The following is an 18,393-nucleotide window of genomic DNA, read 5'->3' on the forward strand; positions in this document are numbered from 1 at the left end:
GCTGGGAACAGCGCTGAGCTACATGCTCGCGTGCTGTTCCCTTTTGTTTTTTCCACCCCTCAACCAGGAGTCCCCAAGGATGAAAAAGACGCTGCTCGCCGCCGCAATGTTCACGACTTTTGCAGGCGTTGCTCAGGCAGAATCGTCGGTAACTCTCTATGGTGTCATCGACACCGGCATCGGCTACAACAAGATCAAAGGCGATGGATACGACGGTAGCAAGATAGGCATGATCAACGGCATCCAGGCCGGCTCGCGCTGGGGCCTGCGCGGCGCCGAAGATCTGGGCGACGGCCTGCGCGCCACGTTCAAGCTGGAAAGCGGATTCGACTCGGCCAACGGCCAGCGCGGACAGTCCGGCCGCCTGTTCGGCCGCCAGGCCACCATCGGCCTGGCCAACGACGCCTGGGGCTCGCTGGAGTTCGGCCGCCAGGCCACGGTGGGCTCGAACTACCTTGCCGACATCGACCCCTTCTACACCAGCTACACCCAGTCCAACATGGGCCTGGGTTTCAGCGCCGCCAACACCATGCGCTGGGACAACATGGTGATGTACAAGACGCCTTCGGTGAACGGCTTCGAACTTGGCATCGGCTACTCGTTCAATGCGGACGACACGACCGCCGACCAGACGGGTTTTCGCACCGCCGACAATACCCGCGGCATCACCGCCGGCCTGCGCTACGTGCAAGGTCCGCTGAACGTCGCGCTGACCTACGACCAGCTCAACGGCTCCAACCGCGGCTCCATCGACCATGACGCCACGCCGCGCCAGTACGCGCTGGGCGTGTCCTACGACCTGGAGGTCGTGAAGCTCGCCGCCGCCTACGGCCGCACCACCGACGGCTGGTTCGTCGGCCAGGACCTGCCGGCAGGCACGCCCTTCAGCGATGAATTCGGCACCAACCGCTTCGTGGACGGCTTCAAGGCCAACTCCTACATGCTGGGCGCCACTCTGCCCCTGGGCAGCGCAAGCAGCCTGTTCGCGTCGTGGCAACACGTGTCGCCGAACAACGACAAGCTGACCGGCGGCGACACCAACATGAACGTCTGGAGCGTGGGCTACACCTACGACCTGTCCAAGCGCACCAACCTGTACGCCTATGGTTCGTACGGCAAGGACTATGCCTTCATCGACGGCCTGAAGAGCACGGCCGCCGGCGTCGGCGTGCGCCACACGTTCTAAGCAGGTCAGCGGAGCGGCTGCGGGGCCGCTTCCGCTGTCGGCGAATCCGTCCGATTCGAAGCCCCCTGGTATCGGGCTTCTTTAATATCGCCCGAGAGCCTGACGTCATCCGCATGTACGTCCAGGAGGCTCTCATGCACAAACCGCTCCCCCATACTTCTGCTTTCCCCGCCGCGGGTACGCTCGCGGTATACGCCGCGCTGGCGCCGGATCACCGGCAACTGGTCAAGGACACCATGACCCAAGATCTCGATGCGCTGGAGCAAGCCGCCGAGAAACCCGACGCCCTTGCCACCGCCCAGATGCTGCACCGCATACAGGGCGCGCTGCTGGCCCTGCAGATGCGCGCGCCAGCCTCGCACTTCGAGGCGCTGGAAGAAGAACTGGCAGAAGGCCTGTCCGCCGCCGCAGCCGCCAGAATCCGCCGTCAGGCCACCGTCGTGCGCGGCCTGATGGACAGGCTGCATGCGTGGCAACCCGTTCCGGTGCAATCTGCAGGAAACACGCGTCCCTCATGATCGGCTATCTTTGAAACCAGATCCTGAAACGGACCATGCCCTCTACCTCTCTTCCCGCGCGTCGCGCTTTTCCCGCCCGCCGGCAACGTTTGTTGCATGCGTTGGCCGCGGCTTTGCTGCCGCTGGCCCTCGCAGCCTGCAACGGCGGCGGCGACGACCATGACGACGAACCCGTCACCGTCGCGCCGCCTCCCGTCGAAGAAACGCCCCCCGCAGAAACCCAGCCGCCGCGCAATACGGCCTATCTGCAGGCCAAGCCGGGCGACGTCATCCAGGTCCGCATCGAGGAACTGCATCCCACCCAGGCCGCCATCGGCTACGACCAGATCTACTACAAGCTCGGCCGCTGGCAAGGGGACTTCGAACGCCCGACCTGGGCGGACAAGCCGGCACTGCAGCTGGACTACCTGAACCGCACGGTCGGCAAGAAGTTCGACGACTACTGCGAAGACATGGGCGGCGCCGAGCGCGCGCAGGAATTCCAGAGCATCGCCGAGGCGCGCGCCGCCCGCCTGGACCAGCCGGCCACCTATGCCTGCAAGAACGCCCCAGGCACCAACGCGGCCAACCTCAAGACGGTGGTGGTCGGCTGGGACGGCAACCTGTATCTGACCGACGGCCACCATACCTTCTCGTCGCTGCGCGAAATCGCCGATGGCGGCCCCAAGCTGCCGGTCTGGGTCAAGGTCGACGCCAACTACAGCACCCTGCCCAATGCGGCGGCGTTCTGGCAGCGCATGGTCGACGAACGCCGCGCCTGGCTACGCGACGGCCAGAACCAACCCATCACCGTGGACCAGTTGCCCGCCCGCCTGGGGCTGGCCAGCGCCCAGGAAGCCGGCGGCATGCAAGAGGACCGCTACCGCTCGCTGGTGTACTTCACCCGCGACATCGCCTACAGCAATGGCAACCTGCCGGAGTTCGCGGAGTTCCTGTGGGGCGACTGGCTGCGCCGCCAGGCCGCGGGCGGCCAGCTGCCGGGCCTGGACCAGTACAAGATGATGGCGCCCGCCGCGCCGGCGCAGATCCTCGCTGTCAGCACGCTCGACAAGAGCCTGGCGCCTGCCGGCTCCAATGACAGCTATGCCGCCGCGGTGCGCGACGCCTCCCTGAAGATGAGCGCATTGAAGGACACCGACATCGTCTTCGATGACCGCGACGCTGCCGGCCTGGGACGTATCGCGCTGTCGCCCGACGCCGCCAGCGGCTCGCCCACCAAGAAGGCGCGCGACACCCTGGAAGAACTGCCGCGCAACGACGCCAAGAACGATGGCAGTCCGCGGGGCGCAGGCAAGCTGTGGTTCGCCGTGAACTACCGCAACTGCGGCAAGCCCGCGACCGGCACCTGCTGGGGCTGGTAAGCCGCGGCCCCCGCCCACGCGCGCTAAGCGTCGATCTGCATGGCGGGCCGGGCCTGGACCCGGTCCATCCATGCCCGCACATGCGGATGCGACGCCACCCTGGCGCCCAGATAGGCGCTGTAGCCGACCACCGAACCGACCACCAGATCGGCCAATGAGTAGGCCGCGCCCAACATCCAGGGCTGCCGCGACAGATGGCCGTCCAGCACGGCCAGCAACGCGTCCACGTCATCCAATACGCGTTCCGCCTCGACGCCGCCGGGCGCGTCAGCGCCCTGCGTGGCGAGATACAGGCGCATCACCGCCGCGCCGTAGCTGACATAGGACCAGGCGCACCACGACATCGCCAGCAGGCGTTCGGGCGTGCCGGCGGCGGGCCACAGGCCGCGCTCCACGCCGTAGCGCTCTCCCAGCCATAGCTGTATCGCCAAGGTTTCGAACAAGGGAGCGCCGTCCACTGTCAGCGTGGGGACCTTCCCGTTGGGATTGAGCGCCAGGAATTCGGGGCGATGCTGTTCCCCCGTCCTGATGTCCACCTTGATGCGTTCATGCGGCACTTGCAGTTCAGCGAGCGCGCTGGCAACCGGGGTTGCGCTGGACATGGGGTGCCAATAGAAGACGATAGACATGGGCAAATCTCCAATTCGATCAAGGGATGTGCGTCGCGGCCCCTGCCGCTGACTACGGGAGCCACTGTAGAATCCATTGAGGACAGATTCCGCCCTCGATACGCGCTATCGTGCCGCCATGCTTACTTCCAGCAACCGCCTCCTGCGCCTGCTGTCGCTGCTGCAGACCCGCCGCCATTGGGCCGGGACCGAACTGGCCGCGACGCTGGCGATCCACCCCCGCACCCTGCGGCGCGACATCGACAAGCTGCGCGAACTGGGCTACCCCGTCCATGCCAGCAGCGGCGTGGCCGGCGGCTACGCCTTTCGCGCGGGAAAGGCGCTGCCACCCCTGTTGTTGGACGACGATGAAGCGCTGGCCGTGGCGCTCACGCTGCGCACGGCGGCCACGGGCACGGTGGGCGGCATCGAGGAAACCGCGCTGCGGGCGCTGGTGAAGCTGGAGCAGGTCATGCCGCAGCGCCTGCGCCACCGGGTCGACGCGCTGCGATCGGCCATCGTGCCGATCCCGCGCGACGGCGCGGCCGTCGACGCCACCCTGCTGGCCACGCTGGCAGCCGCCTGCCGCGACCAATTGCGCGTCGGCTTCGACTATGCGGACGGCAAGGGCCGGGCAAGCACCCGGCTGGTGGAGCCGCAAGGCTTGGCGCATACCGGATACCGCTGGTACCTGGTGGCCTGGGATCCCGCGCGCGAGGACTGGCGCACCTTCCGTATCGACCGCATCGCGGGCGCCCCGGAAGTCGGCGCGCATTTCGCGCCGCGCCCTCCGCCCGAAGGCGGCGATCTGCGCGCCTATGTCTCGCGGTCGGTCAACATGGCGCCGCACCAGGAACCCGCGCGCGTGATCCTGCACGCGCCGCGCGCCGTCATGGCCACGCGCATCCCGCCGGGTGCCGGCCAGATCGAAGCGCTGGACGACGCACGTTGCGTACTGCAATGCGCCGTGCCCAGCCTGGACGCGCTGGTGTATTGGCTGATGGCGCTGGACGTCGAATTCGAGGTGCTGGCGCCTGCGGCGCTGCAGGACCGCCTGCGTCTGGCCAGCGAACGGCTGGGGCGCAGCCTGGAAAAAATGGCAGTTCCCAAAGCGCGCGGATAGCGGTCGGATTTGGCTGTTTTTCGGCCTATCCCATTCTGTGTATTTCGCCCGCGATTCGAGTATCTTGGCTGCTTTCCAAACATTTCCAGAAATCACGCCATGAGCAACGTTCCCGACGCCGACGCCTTCCTGCAATTCCTCGTCAACCTGGTGAACAACGGCAGCCAGATCGAGAGCATCGGCGTCACCCTGCAGATGGGCGGCATGCTGGTGTCGGGTTCCATCGTGTCCGGGGCAGAGTACTTCGACAGCTTCGCCGCCAGCTTCACGGGATCCCTGGACAAGGTGGACGACGCCACTCGCAAGGCCGTGCATGCCTCGCTGACGGAACTGGGCGACGTCTTCCGCGTGCCCCAACCCGCTGACCCGCTGCCGAACTACATCCATCTCGCCGACGCCCTGTTCTTCACTGCCGACGGCACCCCCATCGCCGGACAGCCCACGCTGTGGCGCGGCCGCACCAGCGCGGTCGACGGCTTCGTGCTGGGCCGCCTGCAGGAAGAAGCGGCCGGCTGAGGCCGCCGATATCCCTATTGCGCATAGGTCCCCGCCCCGGTTCTCGGGCGCGGGGCGCGCCGCTACGCAAAAACCACTACGCTATGGGTTTGCCTCCGCCCCCAACCCTGAGTCCGCCCGCCTTCTCTCCACTTGAAGCAAGGGCTCGCTTGAAGTCACTCCCCCGCATGGAAAGACTCCGCATCGTCCTGGTCGACGACCATCCCCTGGTCTTGATGGGGATGCGCGACCTGCTGGAAAAGGACCTCAACTTCGAGGTCACGGCCACCCTGCCCGGGCCGACCGCGCTGATCCAGCACCTGCAACGCGATATGCCGCACGTGGTCATCACCGACTACTCCATGCCCGGCGACGACACCTATGGCGACGGCATCCGCCTGGTCAAATACCTGACGCGGCATTATCCGGACGTCCAGATCGTGGTGCTGACCATGGTGTCGAACTCCATGATCATCTCGGCGCTCTACGACGCCGGGGTGGCCGCCGTGGTGCTCAAGCGCGACAACCTCACCGAAATCATGACCGCGCTGGAAACGCTGCATGCCGGCCGCAAGTACTATCCGCCCGGCTTCCAGCGCGACGGCGCGGCCGATGAGCGCAGCAAGTTCATCGGCGAACGCATCAACAGCCTGTCGCCCAAGGAATTCGAAGTGCTGCGCCACTTCATCCGCGGCGAATCCATGATGCAGGTGGCCGAGGCCTTGAAGCGCAGCGTCAAGACGGTCAGCGGCCAGAAGATCTCGGCCATGCGCAAGCTCAACGTCCGCACCGACCAGGAACTGATCGCCTTCTGCGTCGAAAGCGAAATCTTCCAGTAGGCTGTCCGTTTTCCGGAAATTCAGGCAGGAACGCGCAGCATGACGCAAAAAGCAATCGAGACGGTGGCGGGCCAGGAAGTGGACCGCAAGCTGATGCAGGGCTTGATCGAACAGTCGGCCGGCCGTCCGCTGTCGTTCCATGACTGCGACTTCCAGGACGCGGATTTTTCGCGCCTGGATCTGCGCGGCGCGCAATTGACCGCGTGCGCGATCGCTGGCGCTTCCTTTCAGGGCGCCACGCTGGCGGACTCTGTCTGGCTGCGCTGCCGCGGCGGCCAGGTGGATTTCGCCTCATGCGACGCCAGCGATGCCGTCTTTGAAAACTGCGACCTCAACAATGCCAACTGGCGCCGCGCCCGGCTGGCCGCCGCCCGTTTCCAGGGCTGCAAGCTCACCGGCAGCGACTTCGACGGCATCGCCTGCCTGGGCTGGTCGCTGGAGGAATGCCTGCTGGTCGGCGCGCTGCTGCGCGGCGTGTCGTTTCGCAAGACCGACGTGCGGCACCTGGACTTCTCCGATGCCGACCTGACCGGCAGCGATTTCCGCGACACCGTGTTCCATGGCGGCAGCCTGCGCAACGCCATCCTGAAGAATGTCCGCTTCGAAGGCGCCGACCTGCGCGAAGCCGACCTGGGCGGCCTGGACCTGAATTCGGCCGCGCGCCTGGCAGGCGCCACCATATCCAAGACTCAGGCGGCAGCCCTACTGGCCGAATTGCGCATCAGCGTGATCTGAAGCGCGCCGGCTGCGGCGGACAAAGCGCTGCTCGACCACCACGCTGCCCCACTGCCGGCCTTCGGACTCCTCGGCCAGCGTGAAGCCGGCAGCCTCGTAGAGATGCCTGGCTGCATCCAGCCCCTTGAAGGTCCACAAGTACGTCTCGTCGTAGTGGGCGTCGACAAACGCCATGGCCCGCTCCAGCAGGACGCGGCCCACGCCCATGCCGCGCAGCGACTCGTCGACGATGAACCAGCGCAGGTGCGCTTCACGGGCGGCAAGATCGCCATCGATGACGATGGAAGCCAGCGTCCTGCCGTTGTCCACGTACAGCCAGATGTTCTTGCCGGTGGCGGGCAGGCCTTCGGCGAACTCGGCCAGCTCGCTCGCGACCTTGCGTTCGAAGTACACGCCGAATCCCGAGGCCTGCGCGTAATAGCGCGCATGCAGGCTGGCCACGTCGCCGATGCAGCCGGGCAGGTAGCCCGCGTGGATCTGCTCTGCGATGCCGCCCGTGACGGCGGGCGCGGTGTTGGGGTTCTCGTGCGACAGGGCGTCGGCGTAAAGGGAAAGAAAGCGGATCAGCGACAGCTGGTCCTCTGGCGCCAGTTGGCGCAATGCCCGCGAAACCTGGTCGGTGGCGAACTGGTCTATCTGCGTACGCAGCCGGGTGCCGGCTTCGCTCAGGTACAGCCGCGACGAGCGCGCATCGTCACTGTCGGCCTCGCGCGTCAGCAGCCCGGCTGACTCCAGCTTGGCGACCTGACGGCTGGTATTGGACTTGTCCAGCCTGAGGATGGCCGCCAGATCGCGCGCCTGGATGCCCGGCTGCAGGCCGATCTCGATGATGGCGTGGACGGCGGACGGCGCCAGCTCGCTGCCGGCCAGCGAGCTGCGCATGAAGCCCAGCTCGCGCACCAGTTTGCGTGAGAACTCCCGCAAATCCCGGATCGTCTGATCGCGGGACTGGATGGGGGTATCGATCAGATCCATGGCGCGCCCTTAAAGTTGCGATTCGCAACCAATATACTTGCGGATCGCAACCAATTCAACATTTTTCGCGTCAGTCGCTGCCGCGGCCTATTTCGGCCGCTTGAACCCCGCGCGCGCGGCCTCGACCGTATGGCGGCAGACGCAGCCGCTCATGTGATCGTTGACCATGCCCACGGCCTGCATGAAGGCGTACATGGTTGTCGGGCCCACGAAGGTCCAGCCGCGCTTCTTCAGGTCACGCGACAGCGCCGCCGACGCCGGCGAGGTCGGATTGCCATTCCAGTAGTCCAGGTCCACGGTCGCGGGACGGTCCTGGGCCGGCGGCTCATGGCTCCAGAGCCAGGCCGACAATGAACCCGTCTCGTCGGCCAGGGCGCGTGCGCGCCTGGCATTGTTGATGGCGGACACGATCTTGCTACGGTTGCGCACGATGCCCGCGTCGCCCATCAGGCGCTCGACGTCGCGCTCCGTGTAGCGCGCCACCCGCTCGAAGTCGAAGTCATCGAAGGCCGCGCGGAACGCCTCGCGCTTGCGCAGGATCGTGATCCAGGCCATGCCGGCCTGAAAACCCTCCAGGCAGATCTTCTCGTACAGGCGACGGTCATCCGCGACCGGCCTGCCCCACTCATGGTCGTGATAGTCGGGCATGGACGGCTGCCAGAAGCAGCGCGCCACGCCCTGCTCGTCCGTGATCAGGCCCGGATCGTTCTTGTTCATCTCATCGGTCTTCATGCGGCGGCTTACTGCTTGCCCGGCACCGGGCAGCTCAGGTCGCCTTCCTCGCACTTCAGGTAGGCCTGCAGTTCCTTGGTGCGCGCCTGCGTCAGTTTGTCCAGGCACAGGCTCAGCGTCATGGGATACGCGCTGCCGCCGGACGTGCTGCTGGACGCGAAGGCGCACTCCGCATCGCGAAAGAACAGCCAGGCCTTCTGGGCGGCATGCAGCTGGGTCGTCGCGTCCCGGTCGTTCTTCAGGCGCGCGGTCACTTCCTTGTAGGCGGCGTTCAAGGCGGCGTCGGACTTGCGGTACGCCTGGTCGGCGCACAGGCTCATGTCCGTCTGCGTGGCCGCGTTGCCGCAATCCAGCGGCTGCGCCTGCGCGCTTGCGGCCAGCGCAAGCGCGGCAGCGGCGGTCATGATGGCGATACGCATGGAATTCCTCCTGTGTGGCTGGTGAACCAGGAAAGTGTCGCATGGAACAATGGCCTCCCGCAGCGGCGGCTGCGCCGCCAGTGGCCTAAGATGGCGGCTATGAAGATCCAATTGCTCTCCGACCTGCATCTTGAAACCGACCCGGATTTCCTGGCCCGGCCCGCGCCCGGCGCCGATCTGCTCGTGCTGGCCGGGGACATAGGCTCATACCGCCGCGGTTCGCTCATGACCGGCGACGACTTCGGCCTGGGCAGCTATGCGCCGAACAAGGGCTGGCCCACGCCCGTGGTGTATGTCCCCGGCAACCACGAGTACGACAACGTCGATTTCGACGAGACCCACGCACGGCTGCGCCAGCTTTGCGGCGAACTCGGCATCCACTGGCTGGAACGCGAGACGCTGGTCATCGATGGCGTGCGCTTTGTCGGCACCACGCTGTGGACGGATTTCGACGCGCTGGCCGCGCCCGGCGACACCGTCAGCGCGGCCCTGAAGAAGCGCGAAAAAGCGTTTCGCGCGGCGGACTTCTATCTGGAAAAGGCCGAAATGCGCCGCAACGGCGCGCCCTTCATGGCCGAGCAGATGCGCGAGCAGGGGCTGCTATGCCAGCAATGGCTGCAAGACGCCCTGCGCGCGCCCCACGACGGGCCGACCGTGGCCATCACCCACTTCGCCCCCACCTTGGCGAGCGCGGATCCGCGTTACGGCGTCACCCCCGGCACAGCAGGGTTCTGCAATGCGCTGGACGCCCTGCTGCCCCTGGCCGACGTCTGGATGCACGGCCATCTCCACTGTCCGCAGGACTATGTGAAGAATGGCTGCCGCATCGTGGCCAATCCGCTGGGCTACGCCAAGAAGGGCGAACAGCAGGACTTTGCGCCTGACCGCCTGTGGGACGTGACGGCGTCTAGAACTTGAGGCTGGCGCTCAAGGCGTAGGTGCGCGGGTCGCCCGCCTTCACGTAGTCCGGCGACTGGTATAGCCAGTAACGCTTGTCGGCCAGATTGTTGATGCCCGCGCGGAACGTGGTTTCGTAGCCGTAGATGCGCGTGTCGTAGGTGGCGCCGATATTGACGATGGCGTAGTCGGACACCTGGACCGCATTCGAAGCGCCCAGCATGGTGCTGCCGGTGTACTTCACGTCGGCCCTGAGCTTCAGGCCCGGCAGTTGCGGAACCGAATACGCGACCTGGGCGGCGGCGACGAACTTGGGCGCGCCCGCGACGCGGTTGCCGGTGAAGCTGGAGCCCTTCTTGTATTCCGAGTCCAGGAACATCAGGCTGCCGCCCACATTCCAGTTCGTCGCAATGCGCGTGGAGGCTCCCAGCTCCAGCCCTTGGTAGATCGACTTGCCGTCCTGCACCAGCTCATTGGCGGCGTTGGTGTATTCCGCCTTCTTCTCGATGCGGAACAGCGCCGCCGTGGCAGCCCAGCCGTCCTGGTTGGTCTTGATGCCCAGTTCGTACTGCTTGCTCTTGAGCGGGTCCAGCAGCGCGCCGAAGTTGGCGTAGGTATTGCCCACCGACGCCCCCGGCTCCAGCGACTCGATGTAGCTGGCATAGGCCATGGTCTGCGGCGTGATGTTGTACATCAGCGCCACCGTCGGCGTCAGCACGCCGTTCTTGTCGTAGCGCGAATTGCGCACGCCCGCGGCGTCGAAACCGACCTGTTCGTAGTCGGTATAGCGCAGGCCGCCCAGCACGGACCAGCCGCCGGTCAGGTCGATGGTGTCGCTTGCGAACAGCGCCTTCTGCGTGATCTCCGCGGCGCGGTACAGGTCCAGGCTGCCCTCGCTGTAATAGGTGTTGGTGTTCTGCGTGCGCAGATTGCCCGTGCCTTGCAGCTGGTACACGCCGTTGGCGCTGTAGTCGTTCTTCTGCTTTTGCCAGGACGCGCCCGCCACCACCTGGTGTTTCAGCGGGCCGGTGCTGAACCTGCCTTCGAGCATGCCCTGCCACTGGTTGTAGGCATAGGCCTCACCGTAATCCGAGCGATAGTCCTGGTAGTCGCCCGCCTGGTTCTGCAGGAACAGCACCGATTCATTGCGGCGGGTGCGAGTGGAGCTGTAGCTGTAGTCGGTGCGCACTGACCAATCGGACGACAGCTGGTACTTCAGCCCGGTCGAATAGAAGCGGAATTTATTGTCGGCATACGGGCCCTGGCCCACCAGCCTGCCGTTGTCGTTGCGCACCGGCGACGGCAGCTCCGAGCCCGCCATCTGGCCAGCGTAGATGGTCGGCTCCTGCCCGATCGCCTTGCGGTTCTGGTAGATGGACTGGAAGTCCCAGGTCAGCTTGTCGGTCAGGCGCGCGTCCAGCGCCAGCGACACCGAATCCCGATACAGCGAGCCGCCGTTATAGGTATTGCCCTCTTCATGCGTGGCGTTCAGGCGATAGCCGAAGCGGCCGTCGCCGCCCACGCGCCCGCCCAGATCGACGTGTTCACGCAGGAGGCCCTTGGACACATAGCCCAGCTCGATGCTGCGCACCGGCTCGTCGGTCGGCTTCTTGGTGACATAGTTGATCAGTCCGCCCGGCGAACCGAAGCCGTACATGAAACCGGATGCGCCCTTGAGCAGGTCGATCTGTTCGAAGTGCTCGTAAGGCAAGGTGGTGACGTAGCTAAGGAAGGGCTTGCCGTCGATGCGGTAGGAATTCTGCCAATCCAGCGGCAGGCCGCGCACGCTCAGATAACTGGCCCAGGCGCCGTAGGAGGCGCTGTTGTCGGTGACGGATGCGTCCAGGGCGAACACGTCGCCCAGCTTGCGGACCTGCCGCTCCTCGATATCCGCGGCGGTGACCACGGCCGTGGAAAACGGCGTCTCCAGCTGGCTGCGGTTGCCCAGCGCCCCGCTGTTCACCGGCGCGGACAGATGCTCCAGCGTGTCGTCCAGCGAGGTCGCGTTGACGGTCACTGCCGGCAACTGGGCCACGCCTTGCGCATCCCCCCCGACCGTCGGCGGCGGCGTGCCGGCGGCCTGGGCCTGGACGCCCCCGGAATGAACGATGCCCAGGGTCAGGGCTAGGGCATAGGGTGCAACGGCATGCCGCGCGTGCTTGCGCGCGCGGCACTTCCTGGCGGAAGCGGGACGGACCACGTTGAATTCTCCAGAGCGGGAGGGGAAGAAATGTCGATTTCTTATAAATAAGACTGATTCGCAATTATATTAACAACTGCGAACTTCCCCATGCCGCTCCGGCCCTGCGGTCACTGCTTGGACGCTTTCTCCAACTGATCGCGCAGCCGCTCCTCCTGGGCGCGCAGCTCCGCCGTGAACTCCTCGCCGAAGTCGTCGGCCTCGTACAGCGGGCGGATCTCGATGTCTGACGGGCCGGGCATCGGATTCGGACAGCGCTTGACCCATTCGATCGCCTCCTGCAGCGAGGCGCACTCCCAGAGCCAGTAGCCGGCGATCAGCTCCTTGGTTTCCGCAAAGGGGCCGTCTATCACCTGCCGGCTGCTGCCGGAAAAGTGCACCCGTGCGCCCTTGGAGCTGGGTTTCAGGCCGTCGCCCGCCAGCATCACGCCCGCCTTGACCAGTTCCTCGTTGAACCGCCCCATGTCGGCCAGCAGTTGCTGGGTGGGCATCACCCCTGCTTCGCTATCGGCGGTGGCCCTGACTTGAACCATGAATCGCATCTCGGTCTCCTTGTGTGGATGGTGGAACTTGCATGCTCCATCCACACGACGAACCGCGCCAGTCGAAATCGACAGCCGCCAGGAAAAAAAGTGTATCCGTGGCCGGGTCGGCGTCCTCCATGAAAAAACCCATGACGCCCGGAAAGCGTCATGGGTTCTTGCCGCCATGGCTGACGGGGCGATCAGCGCATCACGGCGCCGGATTCGGCTGGCGGGCGTGGATCTTGTCGATCGCCTCCAGCACCTCGGCCGACAGGGTCACGTCCACGCTGTCGATGTTCTCCTTCAGCTGTTCCAGCGTGGTCGCGCCGATCAGGTTGCTGGTGACGAAGGGGCGCTGGTTGACCCAGGCCAGGGCCAGGTGGGTGGGCGAAATGCCGTGCGTGCGCGCCAGTTCGACGTAGGCGCGGGTGGCGGCCTCGGCCTGCTCATTGCTGTAGCGGGTGAAGCGCGTGTAAAGCGTCAGGCGGGCGCCGGCCGGGCGCGCTCCGTCCAGGTACTTGCCGCAAAGCATGCCCATCGCCAGCGGCGAATAGGCCAACAGGCCCACGCCTTCGTGGTGCGAGTACTCAGACAGGCCGATCTCGTAGACGCGGTTCAGCAGGCTGTAGGCGTTCTGGATGGTTGCGATGCGCGGCAAGCCCTTGTTCTCGGCATGCCGCAGGAACTGGCCGACACCCCAGGGCGTTTCATTGGACACGCCGATGTGGCGCACCTTGCCGGCGCGCACGAAGTCCTGCAGCACCTCCAGCGTTTCCTCGATCGGCACGGTGTACTCGTCCTGGACCCAGGGATAGGACAGCTTGCCGAAGGTGGCCGTCGTGCGGTCGGGCCAATGCAGCTGATACAGGTCCAGGTAGTCCGTTTGCAGGCGCTTCAGGCTGGCATCCAGGGCCGCGGTCAGATTCTTGCGGTCCAGGTGGGTCTTGCCGTCGCGGATGTGGCCCGGACGCTTCGCGTCGCGCACGGGGCCCGCCGCCTTGCTGGCCAGCACGATATCCTGGCGGCGCTTGCTGCGCGCCAGCCAGGTGCCGATATAGGTCTCGGTGAGGCCCTGCGTTTCGGGCTTGGGCGGCACCGGATACATTTCGGCGACGTCAACCAGATTGATGCCACGCTCCAGGGCGTAGTCCAGCTGCTGGTGCGCCTCGGCTTCGGTGTTCTGCTCGCCCCAGGTCATGGTGCCCAGTCCGATCAGGCTGACATCCAGGTCGGTACGGCCGAGTTTGCGGTATTTCAATTTCTGCTCCGTGCGGTGTCGCTTACTAGGGAAGCGACACCTTACTCCAAGAAGCTTTTCAAATACCTGGCAACGATCCGCGGCTGCGGGTTATTCGCCCCTTGCCCGCCGCGCCGCACTCGGCATACGCTCTATCCCCAAATAACCACCGGAAATCAACGTGCTGCGCGAAATTGATGAAACCTACGTGTTTTTCATCTGCGTAATCGCTTGCCTGGCCATCATCGAGCTGGGCTTCCGGTTGGGGCGCAGGCACCGCCGCGCTTCCGACGACGCCGCCAAGACCCATATCGGCGCGCTCCAGACCGCCTTGCTGGGCCTGCTGGCGCTGCTGCTGGGCTTTACCTTCGCGATGTCGGTGACGCGTTTCGAAACGCGCAAGAACCTGGTGCTGGAAGAGGCCAACGCCATCGGCAACGCCTATTGGCGCTCGCAGCTGCTGCCTCCTGCGGCCCGCGATCCCATCGCGAAGCTCTTGCTGGAATACACGACGACGGCGCTGGAGTTCAGCGACGCCGACAACGACAAGGAGCGCCTGGCCGCGGCCAGCGTGACGTCGCGGCGCATCGAGCGCCAGATCCGGAGCACGGCTGCGAGCGTCCTGGAGAACCCGCCGTCGATATCCACGGTCATGTTCATCCAGGCCATCAACGAAATGGCCCAGGTCAATGAAAAGCGCCGCGTCGCGCTGGAAAACCACGTACCCGAGCCCGTCTTCTATCTGCTCTTCATCGTCACCGGCGGCGCAATGGGCTTCATCGCCTACGGCACCGGGCTGCACAAGCGCAGGCGGCTGATCTCGACCGGCCTGTTCGCCACGCTTATTTCCCTGGTGCTGACCTTCATCCTGGACATCGACCAGCCAGCCAGCGGCGTGATCATGGTCAGCCAGGAGAGCATGGTGCGGATGAAGGCGACGCTGGAGCAGGAACGCTAGGCGCGCGGCGCCTGCGCCCCCGGTCCTGGCACGCGTCAGTACTGGTAGCGCATTGTCAGCATGGCGCTGCGTCCCGCCCCCCACGCGCCCTGGCTGTAGAACCCGATCTGGCTGTAGTACTTGCGATCGAACAGGTTGTTCACATTGAGCTGGGCGCTCAGGTTGCGATTGAAGCGGTAGCGAGCCATCAGATTGGTGATCGCATAGCTGCCCTGACCGACTCGCTCTTCTCCGTTCGGGCCGCTTGCCATCGTGTACACATGGCTTTGCCAGTTGACGCCGCCGCCCACCGTCAGACGGTTCCAATCGCCAGGCAGCGTATAAGTCGTGAACACGCGCACCAGGCTGCGCGGCTGGTCGGTCTGTATGGCATTGCCATCGCCGTCGCGCGCAGTCCAGTGCGACCAGCCCGCGGCAAGGTTCCATCCCGGCATCACTTCACCCGAAACCTCCAGGTCAAAACCGCGGCTGCGCGTGCCCTGCGCAGCGGTGTAGGCCTGGTTGATGGTGCCCGGCACCATGTAGCCCGGATCGACCTGGGCCACATTGTCCTGCTCGATCTGGAACACCGCGGCGCTGGCGTTGAGCTTGCCGTCCAGGAACTCGCCCTTGATGCCCGCTTCGTAAGACTTGCCCTCGAGCGGATCGAGCCAGTTGCCGCTGCGGTCCTGATAGCTCTGCGGATTGAAGATGCCGGTGTAGCTGACGTAGGCCGTGTAGGTATCGTTGATGTCGTAGAGCAGGCCGGCATAGGGCGTGAATTCGTTCTTCTTGAAAGACTGGCGGCTGCCGCCGCCAAAGCCGACCGAATCCGTTTCCCACGTGCTGTAGCGGCCGCCCACGATGAGCTTGAGCGGATCGGCAAGATTGAAGCGCAAGGCGCCGTACCAGCCCGTTTGCTTGGTGGTGTACCGATTGGCGGTGACCGAATCGCTGCTCCATTCCGGCTCCGGATACGAGCCGTCCCAGTCGAGGAAATTGCCCACGGCCGCGCTCGACAGGGCCGAGCGGTAGTCGAAGTCGCCGTGCTGGCGGTTGAAGCTGGCGCCCACGACAGCCTCGTGGCGGCGGCCGAACAGCGTGAACGGACCGGATGCCTTGACGTCCAGGCTGTTCTGCTTGCGGTCTCCCACGTACCACGCCGGCGATGCGTTCACACCCAGGCCGGTGTCGCGGTCGGGCCAGCCATAGAGATAGAGAAGCTTGGCATCCATCTCGTTCTTTGAATGCGATCCCACCGCGTTGACAGTCCAGCCATTGTCGAAGCGGTGTTCCAGGCTGGCGAAAGCGCCCTGGGTCGTGCTACCCCACGAACTCCAGTCCGCCCCGGTGTTCAGCGAACGGCTCCAGTCCGTGCGGCCGCCGTCGGCGTACCAGAGCGGGAAGCCGCCCCAGCTGCTGCGTTTCGGGTCGTTGTCCTGGTAATTGAAACCCACGCTCAGCGTCGTGCGGGAGGTGATGTCCGCGTCCACCACGCCATAGAACACCTTCTTGCGGTTCTGGTAGCCATCCAGGTAGGAGTGATTGTCCTGATAGGCCGAGACGATGCGTCCGCGCACACTGCCGGCGGAGTTGAGCGGCGTGGACAGATCCACCGTGCCGCGATAGGTGTCCCAGTTGCCAGCGCTGACGCTCATGTCCGCCTTGAACTCGCGGCTGGTGGCATGCTTGCGTACCAGGTTGATCGACGCGGACGGATTCCCCGCGCCGGTCAGCAGGCCGGTGGCGCCCCGCACCACCTCGACCCGGTCATAGATGATGGGATCGAGCGATGACTCGCCCGCGGCATAGCCGGTGTCGAAGCTCGTCGGAATTCCGTCATACATGTAGTTGCTGACGCTGAAGCCGCGGGAATTGAACGAATACCGCTCGCTGTCATAGTTCTGCACCGAAATACCCGGCGTGCTCGCCATCACGTCAACCAGCGAAAGCATGTTCTCGTCGTCCATGCGTTGCCGCGTGACCACCGTGACCGACTGCGGCGTTTCACGCAATGTCAGCGGCAGCCCCGTACTGGCGGCGGTGGCGCGCGGCGTATACGAACCGGTGCCCTCGGTGGTGGTGCTGTCGGCGTTGCCGATCACCTGCACGGACTGCAAGGTGGCCACGCCCTCGTCCTGAGCCGTGGCAGTGCCGCAGGCCAGTGCCATCAGCACCAGGCAAGGCGTGCGCCGCAGGACGAGGCGTGGACGAACGGAACGAGTGCGGCCGGCGGGCCCGGGGTGTTGCATGTTGGCTTCCTTTCCCATGTTGAAACTTCTAATGGGAAGAAAGTGTAATGCAAACAATTCTCAGGTGCGTTATTGAATAACCAAGCATCACCTGCTGGACGTCCGTATCGTTTTGGGGACGCAACCTGGTTGCAGGCAGACCGCCCGGCCGGCCGGGTAGCTTGTCGAATGGCGCGTCAAAATGAAAACTGGCGCGGCCATCGTCGCGGCCGCGCCAGAAATTCCGGCTACCCGGTAGCGGCCAAGGCCGCTCGTGGCTGTGCCTCAGCCCGCCTTGCCCGCCGACGCCAACGCCTGCGCCGCAGGCTCGCCCGCGTCCGCACAGGCCGCCGGGCTGCGCTCGGCAAGCGCTTCCAGCAACTCGGACGACGGCACGAAGAACAGGCCGCCCGTGACCGCGTGGCTGAAGTCGAGCAGGCGGTCGTAATTGCCGGGCGGACGTCCGACGAACATGTTCTCCAGCATCAGCTCGATGGGACGCGGCGAACGCGCGTAGCCGATGAAGTACGTGCCGAATTCCCCGGATCCCGGCCGGCCGAACGGCATGTTGTCGCGCAGGATCTTCAGTTCCTGGCCGTTTTCCTCGATGGTCGTCAGGGCGCTGTGCGAGGACGAGGGCTTGATGTCGTCGTCGAGTTCCACGTTGGACCACTTGTGGCGGCCGATGACCCCTTCCTGGCCTTCGACCGTCAGCGCATTCCAGGCCTTCATGTCGTGCAGGTACTTCTGCACCAGCACGTAGCTGCCGCCGGCGAACTCGGCGTCCTCGTCGCCGATGACGGTGAAGTCGAATGCTTCCTGCCCTTCCGGATTCTCGGTCCCGTCGACGAAGCCGATGATGGCGCGGCGGTCGAAGTAGCGAAAGCCATGGACCTCATCCACGACCGTCACGGCATCGCCCAATCCGCCCAGCAACAAGGTGGCCAGTTCGAAGCAGAAATCCATCGAGTCCGCGCGGATGTGCAGCAGCAGGTCGCCCGGCGTCGCCATGGCCAGGCGCTCGCCGGAACCGAACTCGCGGAAAGGGTGCAGCGCGGCGGGACGCGGCGCGCCGAAAAGCGTGTCCCAGGCCGTGGAGCCGAAGGCGGTGACACAGGAAAGATTCTGCTCGGGCGCGCGCGTGCCCACCGTGCGGACAACGGCGGCGACATCGGCGCACCAGCCACGCACGGTTTCGGCAGCGGCGGCGCCTTCATTGAGGGTGGCCACGATGAAAATCGCGTGGCGGGTCGTCGTATTGTGGACGGCTTGGGATAGGGGCTGACGGTCAGACATCGGATCGGGGACCTCAAGAAAGCGAGCGCGGCGGCGCGAAAGGGCTAGTCCGATTCTAAGCGCGGACTGTGTACGTGCGC

General features: G+C 65.3%; 18 protein-coding genes. 9 read left to right on the forward strand and 9 right to left on the reverse strand.

Translation table 11 applies throughout. The features are described 5' to 3' along the window. The first annotated feature begins 79 nt into the window (after positions 1-79). From HV793_RS01370 to HV793_RS01380, 3 genes are all read left to right on the forward strand, one after another. A complete protein-coding gene (locus tag HV793_RS01370; protein ID WP_119449463.1) occupies positions 80-1,186 on the forward strand; it encodes a porin in 1,107 nt (368 codons plus the stop codon). 134 nt (positions 1,187-1,320) lie between these two features. After that, positions 1,321-1,704, forward strand: coding sequence for a hypothetical protein (locus tag HV793_RS01375; RefSeq protein WP_054451716.1), 384 nt, complete (start codon positions 1,321-1,323; stop codon positions 1,702-1,704). A 35-nt stretch (positions 1,705-1,739) separates the two neighbouring features. After that, a complete protein-coding gene (locus HV793_RS01380) occupies positions 1,740-3,065 on the forward strand; it encodes a ParB/Srx family N-terminal domain-containing protein (RefSeq protein ID WP_175160211.1) in 1,326 nt (441 codons plus the stop codon). 23 nt (positions 3,066-3,088) lie between these two features. Here HV793_RS01380 and HV793_RS01385 read toward each other — a convergent pair whose 3' ends face one another. Then, positions 3,089-3,694 (reverse strand): glutathione S-transferase family protein, encoded by a 606-nt coding sequence (locus HV793_RS01385; RefSeq protein WP_054451718.1) that lies wholly within the window; start codon positions 3,692-3,694, stop codon positions 3,089-3,091. A gap of 118 nt (positions 3,695-3,812) precedes the next feature. On the opposite strand from HV793_RS01385, the gene HV793_RS01390 reads away from it, so the two are divergent. The 4 genes from HV793_RS01390 to HV793_RS01405 all read left to right on the forward strand — a co-directional run bounded on the left by HV793_RS01390 (position 3,813) and on the right by HV793_RS01405 (position 6,865). Continuing rightward, a complete protein-coding gene (locus HV793_RS01390) occupies positions 3,813-4,796 on the forward strand; it encodes a helix-turn-helix transcriptional regulator (protein WP_175212514.1) in 984 nt (327 codons plus the stop codon). A gap of 99 nt (positions 4,797-4,895) precedes the next feature. Next, positions 4,896-5,312 carry a gas vesicle accessory protein GvpU gene (gvpU, locus tag HV793_RS01395; protein ID WP_175160217.1) on the forward strand — a complete coding sequence of 139 codons (417 nt, stop codon included), beginning with the start codon at positions 4,896-4,898 and terminating at the stop codon, positions 5,310-5,312. A gap of 167 nt (positions 5,313-5,479) precedes the next feature. Beyond that, complete coding sequence (locus HV793_RS01400) at positions 5,480-6,130, forward strand: response regulator (protein ID WP_054451720.1); 651 nt, start codon at positions 5,480-5,482, stop codon at positions 6,128-6,130. A 39-nt stretch (positions 6,131-6,169) separates the two neighbouring features. Then, on the forward strand, positions 6,170-6,865 hold the full coding sequence (locus HV793_RS01405; RefSeq protein WP_119449467.1) for a pentapeptide repeat-containing protein: 696 nt from the start codon (positions 6,170-6,172) through the stop codon (positions 6,863-6,865). Here the strand turns inward: HV793_RS01405 and HV793_RS01410 are convergent. The 3 genes from HV793_RS01410 to HV793_RS01420 form a co-directional block, all read right to left on the reverse strand. Next, entirely contained in the window at positions 6,833-7,840 is a 1,008-nt protein-coding gene (locus HV793_RS01410; protein ID WP_175212515.1) for a bifunctional helix-turn-helix transcriptional regulator/GNAT family N-acetyltransferase, read from the reverse strand. The genes HV793_RS01405 and HV793_RS01410 overlap by 33 nt on opposite strands. Before the next feature lie 87 nt (positions 7,841-7,927). Further along, positions 7,928-8,572 carry a DNA-3-methyladenine glycosylase I gene (locus tag HV793_RS01415; RefSeq protein ID WP_175212516.1) on the reverse strand — a complete coding sequence of 215 codons (645 nt, stop codon included), beginning with the start codon at positions 8,570-8,572 and terminating at the stop codon, positions 7,928-7,930. An 8-nt stretch (positions 8,573-8,580) separates the two neighbouring features. After that, the gene (locus HV793_RS01420; RefSeq protein ID WP_119449469.1) at positions 8,581-8,991 is read right to left on the reverse strand and encodes a lysozyme inhibitor LprI family protein; all 411 of its coding nucleotides are present in this window, start codon (positions 8,989-8,991) and stop codon (positions 8,581-8,583) included. A 99-nt stretch (positions 8,992-9,090) separates the two neighbouring features. Here HV793_RS01420 and HV793_RS01425 point away from each other — a divergent pair, with 99 nt between their 5' ends. Continuing rightward, positions 9,091-9,909, forward strand: coding sequence for a metallophosphoesterase (locus tag HV793_RS01425; protein ID WP_175212517.1), 819 nt, complete (start codon positions 9,091-9,093; stop codon positions 9,907-9,909). Here HV793_RS01425 and HV793_RS01430 read toward each other — a convergent pair. The 3 genes from HV793_RS01430 to HV793_RS01440 form a co-directional block, all read right to left on the reverse strand. Continuing rightward, positions 9,899-12,088, reverse strand: coding sequence for a TonB-dependent siderophore receptor (locus tag HV793_RS01430; protein WP_175212518.1), 2,190 nt, complete (start codon positions 12,086-12,088; stop codon positions 9,899-9,901). The two genes, HV793_RS01425 and HV793_RS01430, sit on opposite strands and share 11 nt — an antisense overlap. A 110-nt stretch (positions 12,089-12,198) precedes the next feature. Beyond that, positions 12,199-12,630, reverse strand: coding sequence for a YciI family protein (locus tag HV793_RS01435; protein ID WP_054451730.1), 432 nt, complete (start codon positions 12,628-12,630; stop codon positions 12,199-12,201). Between the two features lie 190 nt (positions 12,631-12,820). Next, positions 12,821-13,870, reverse strand: coding sequence for an NADP(H)-dependent aldo-keto reductase (locus HV793_RS01440; RefSeq protein ID WP_125471222.1), 1,050 nt, complete (start codon positions 13,868-13,870; stop codon positions 12,821-12,823). A 160-nt stretch (positions 13,871-14,030) separates the two neighbouring features. Here HV793_RS01440 and HV793_RS01445 point away from each other — a divergent pair, with 160 nt between their 5' ends. Then, the gene (locus HV793_RS01445) at positions 14,031-14,807 is read left to right on the forward strand and encodes a bestrophin-like domain (protein ID WP_054451734.1); all 777 of its coding nucleotides are present in this window, start codon (positions 14,031-14,033) and stop codon (positions 14,805-14,807) included. Positions 14,808-14,842: 35 nt separating this feature from the next. Here the strand turns inward: HV793_RS01445 and fhuE are convergent, their stop codons facing one another. After that, positions 14,843-17,038 carry a ferric-rhodotorulic acid/ferric-coprogen receptor FhuE gene (fhuE, locus tag HV793_RS01450; protein WP_175212519.1) on the reverse strand — a complete coding sequence of 732 codons (2,196 nt, stop codon included), beginning with the start codon at positions 17,036-17,038 and terminating at the stop codon, positions 14,843-14,845. A gap of 264 nt (positions 17,039-17,302) precedes the next feature. Further along, entirely contained in the window at positions 17,303-18,313 is a 1,011-nt protein-coding gene (locus HV793_RS01455; protein WP_054451736.1) for a Dyp-type peroxidase, read from the reverse strand. Positions 18,314-18,393 lie beyond the last annotated feature (80 nt).

This window comes from Achromobacter aegrifaciens, from assembly GCF_902859965.1.
Taxonomy (GTDB): Bacteria; Pseudomonadota; Gammaproteobacteria; order Burkholderiales; family Burkholderiaceae_B; genus Achromobacter; species Achromobacter aegrifaciens.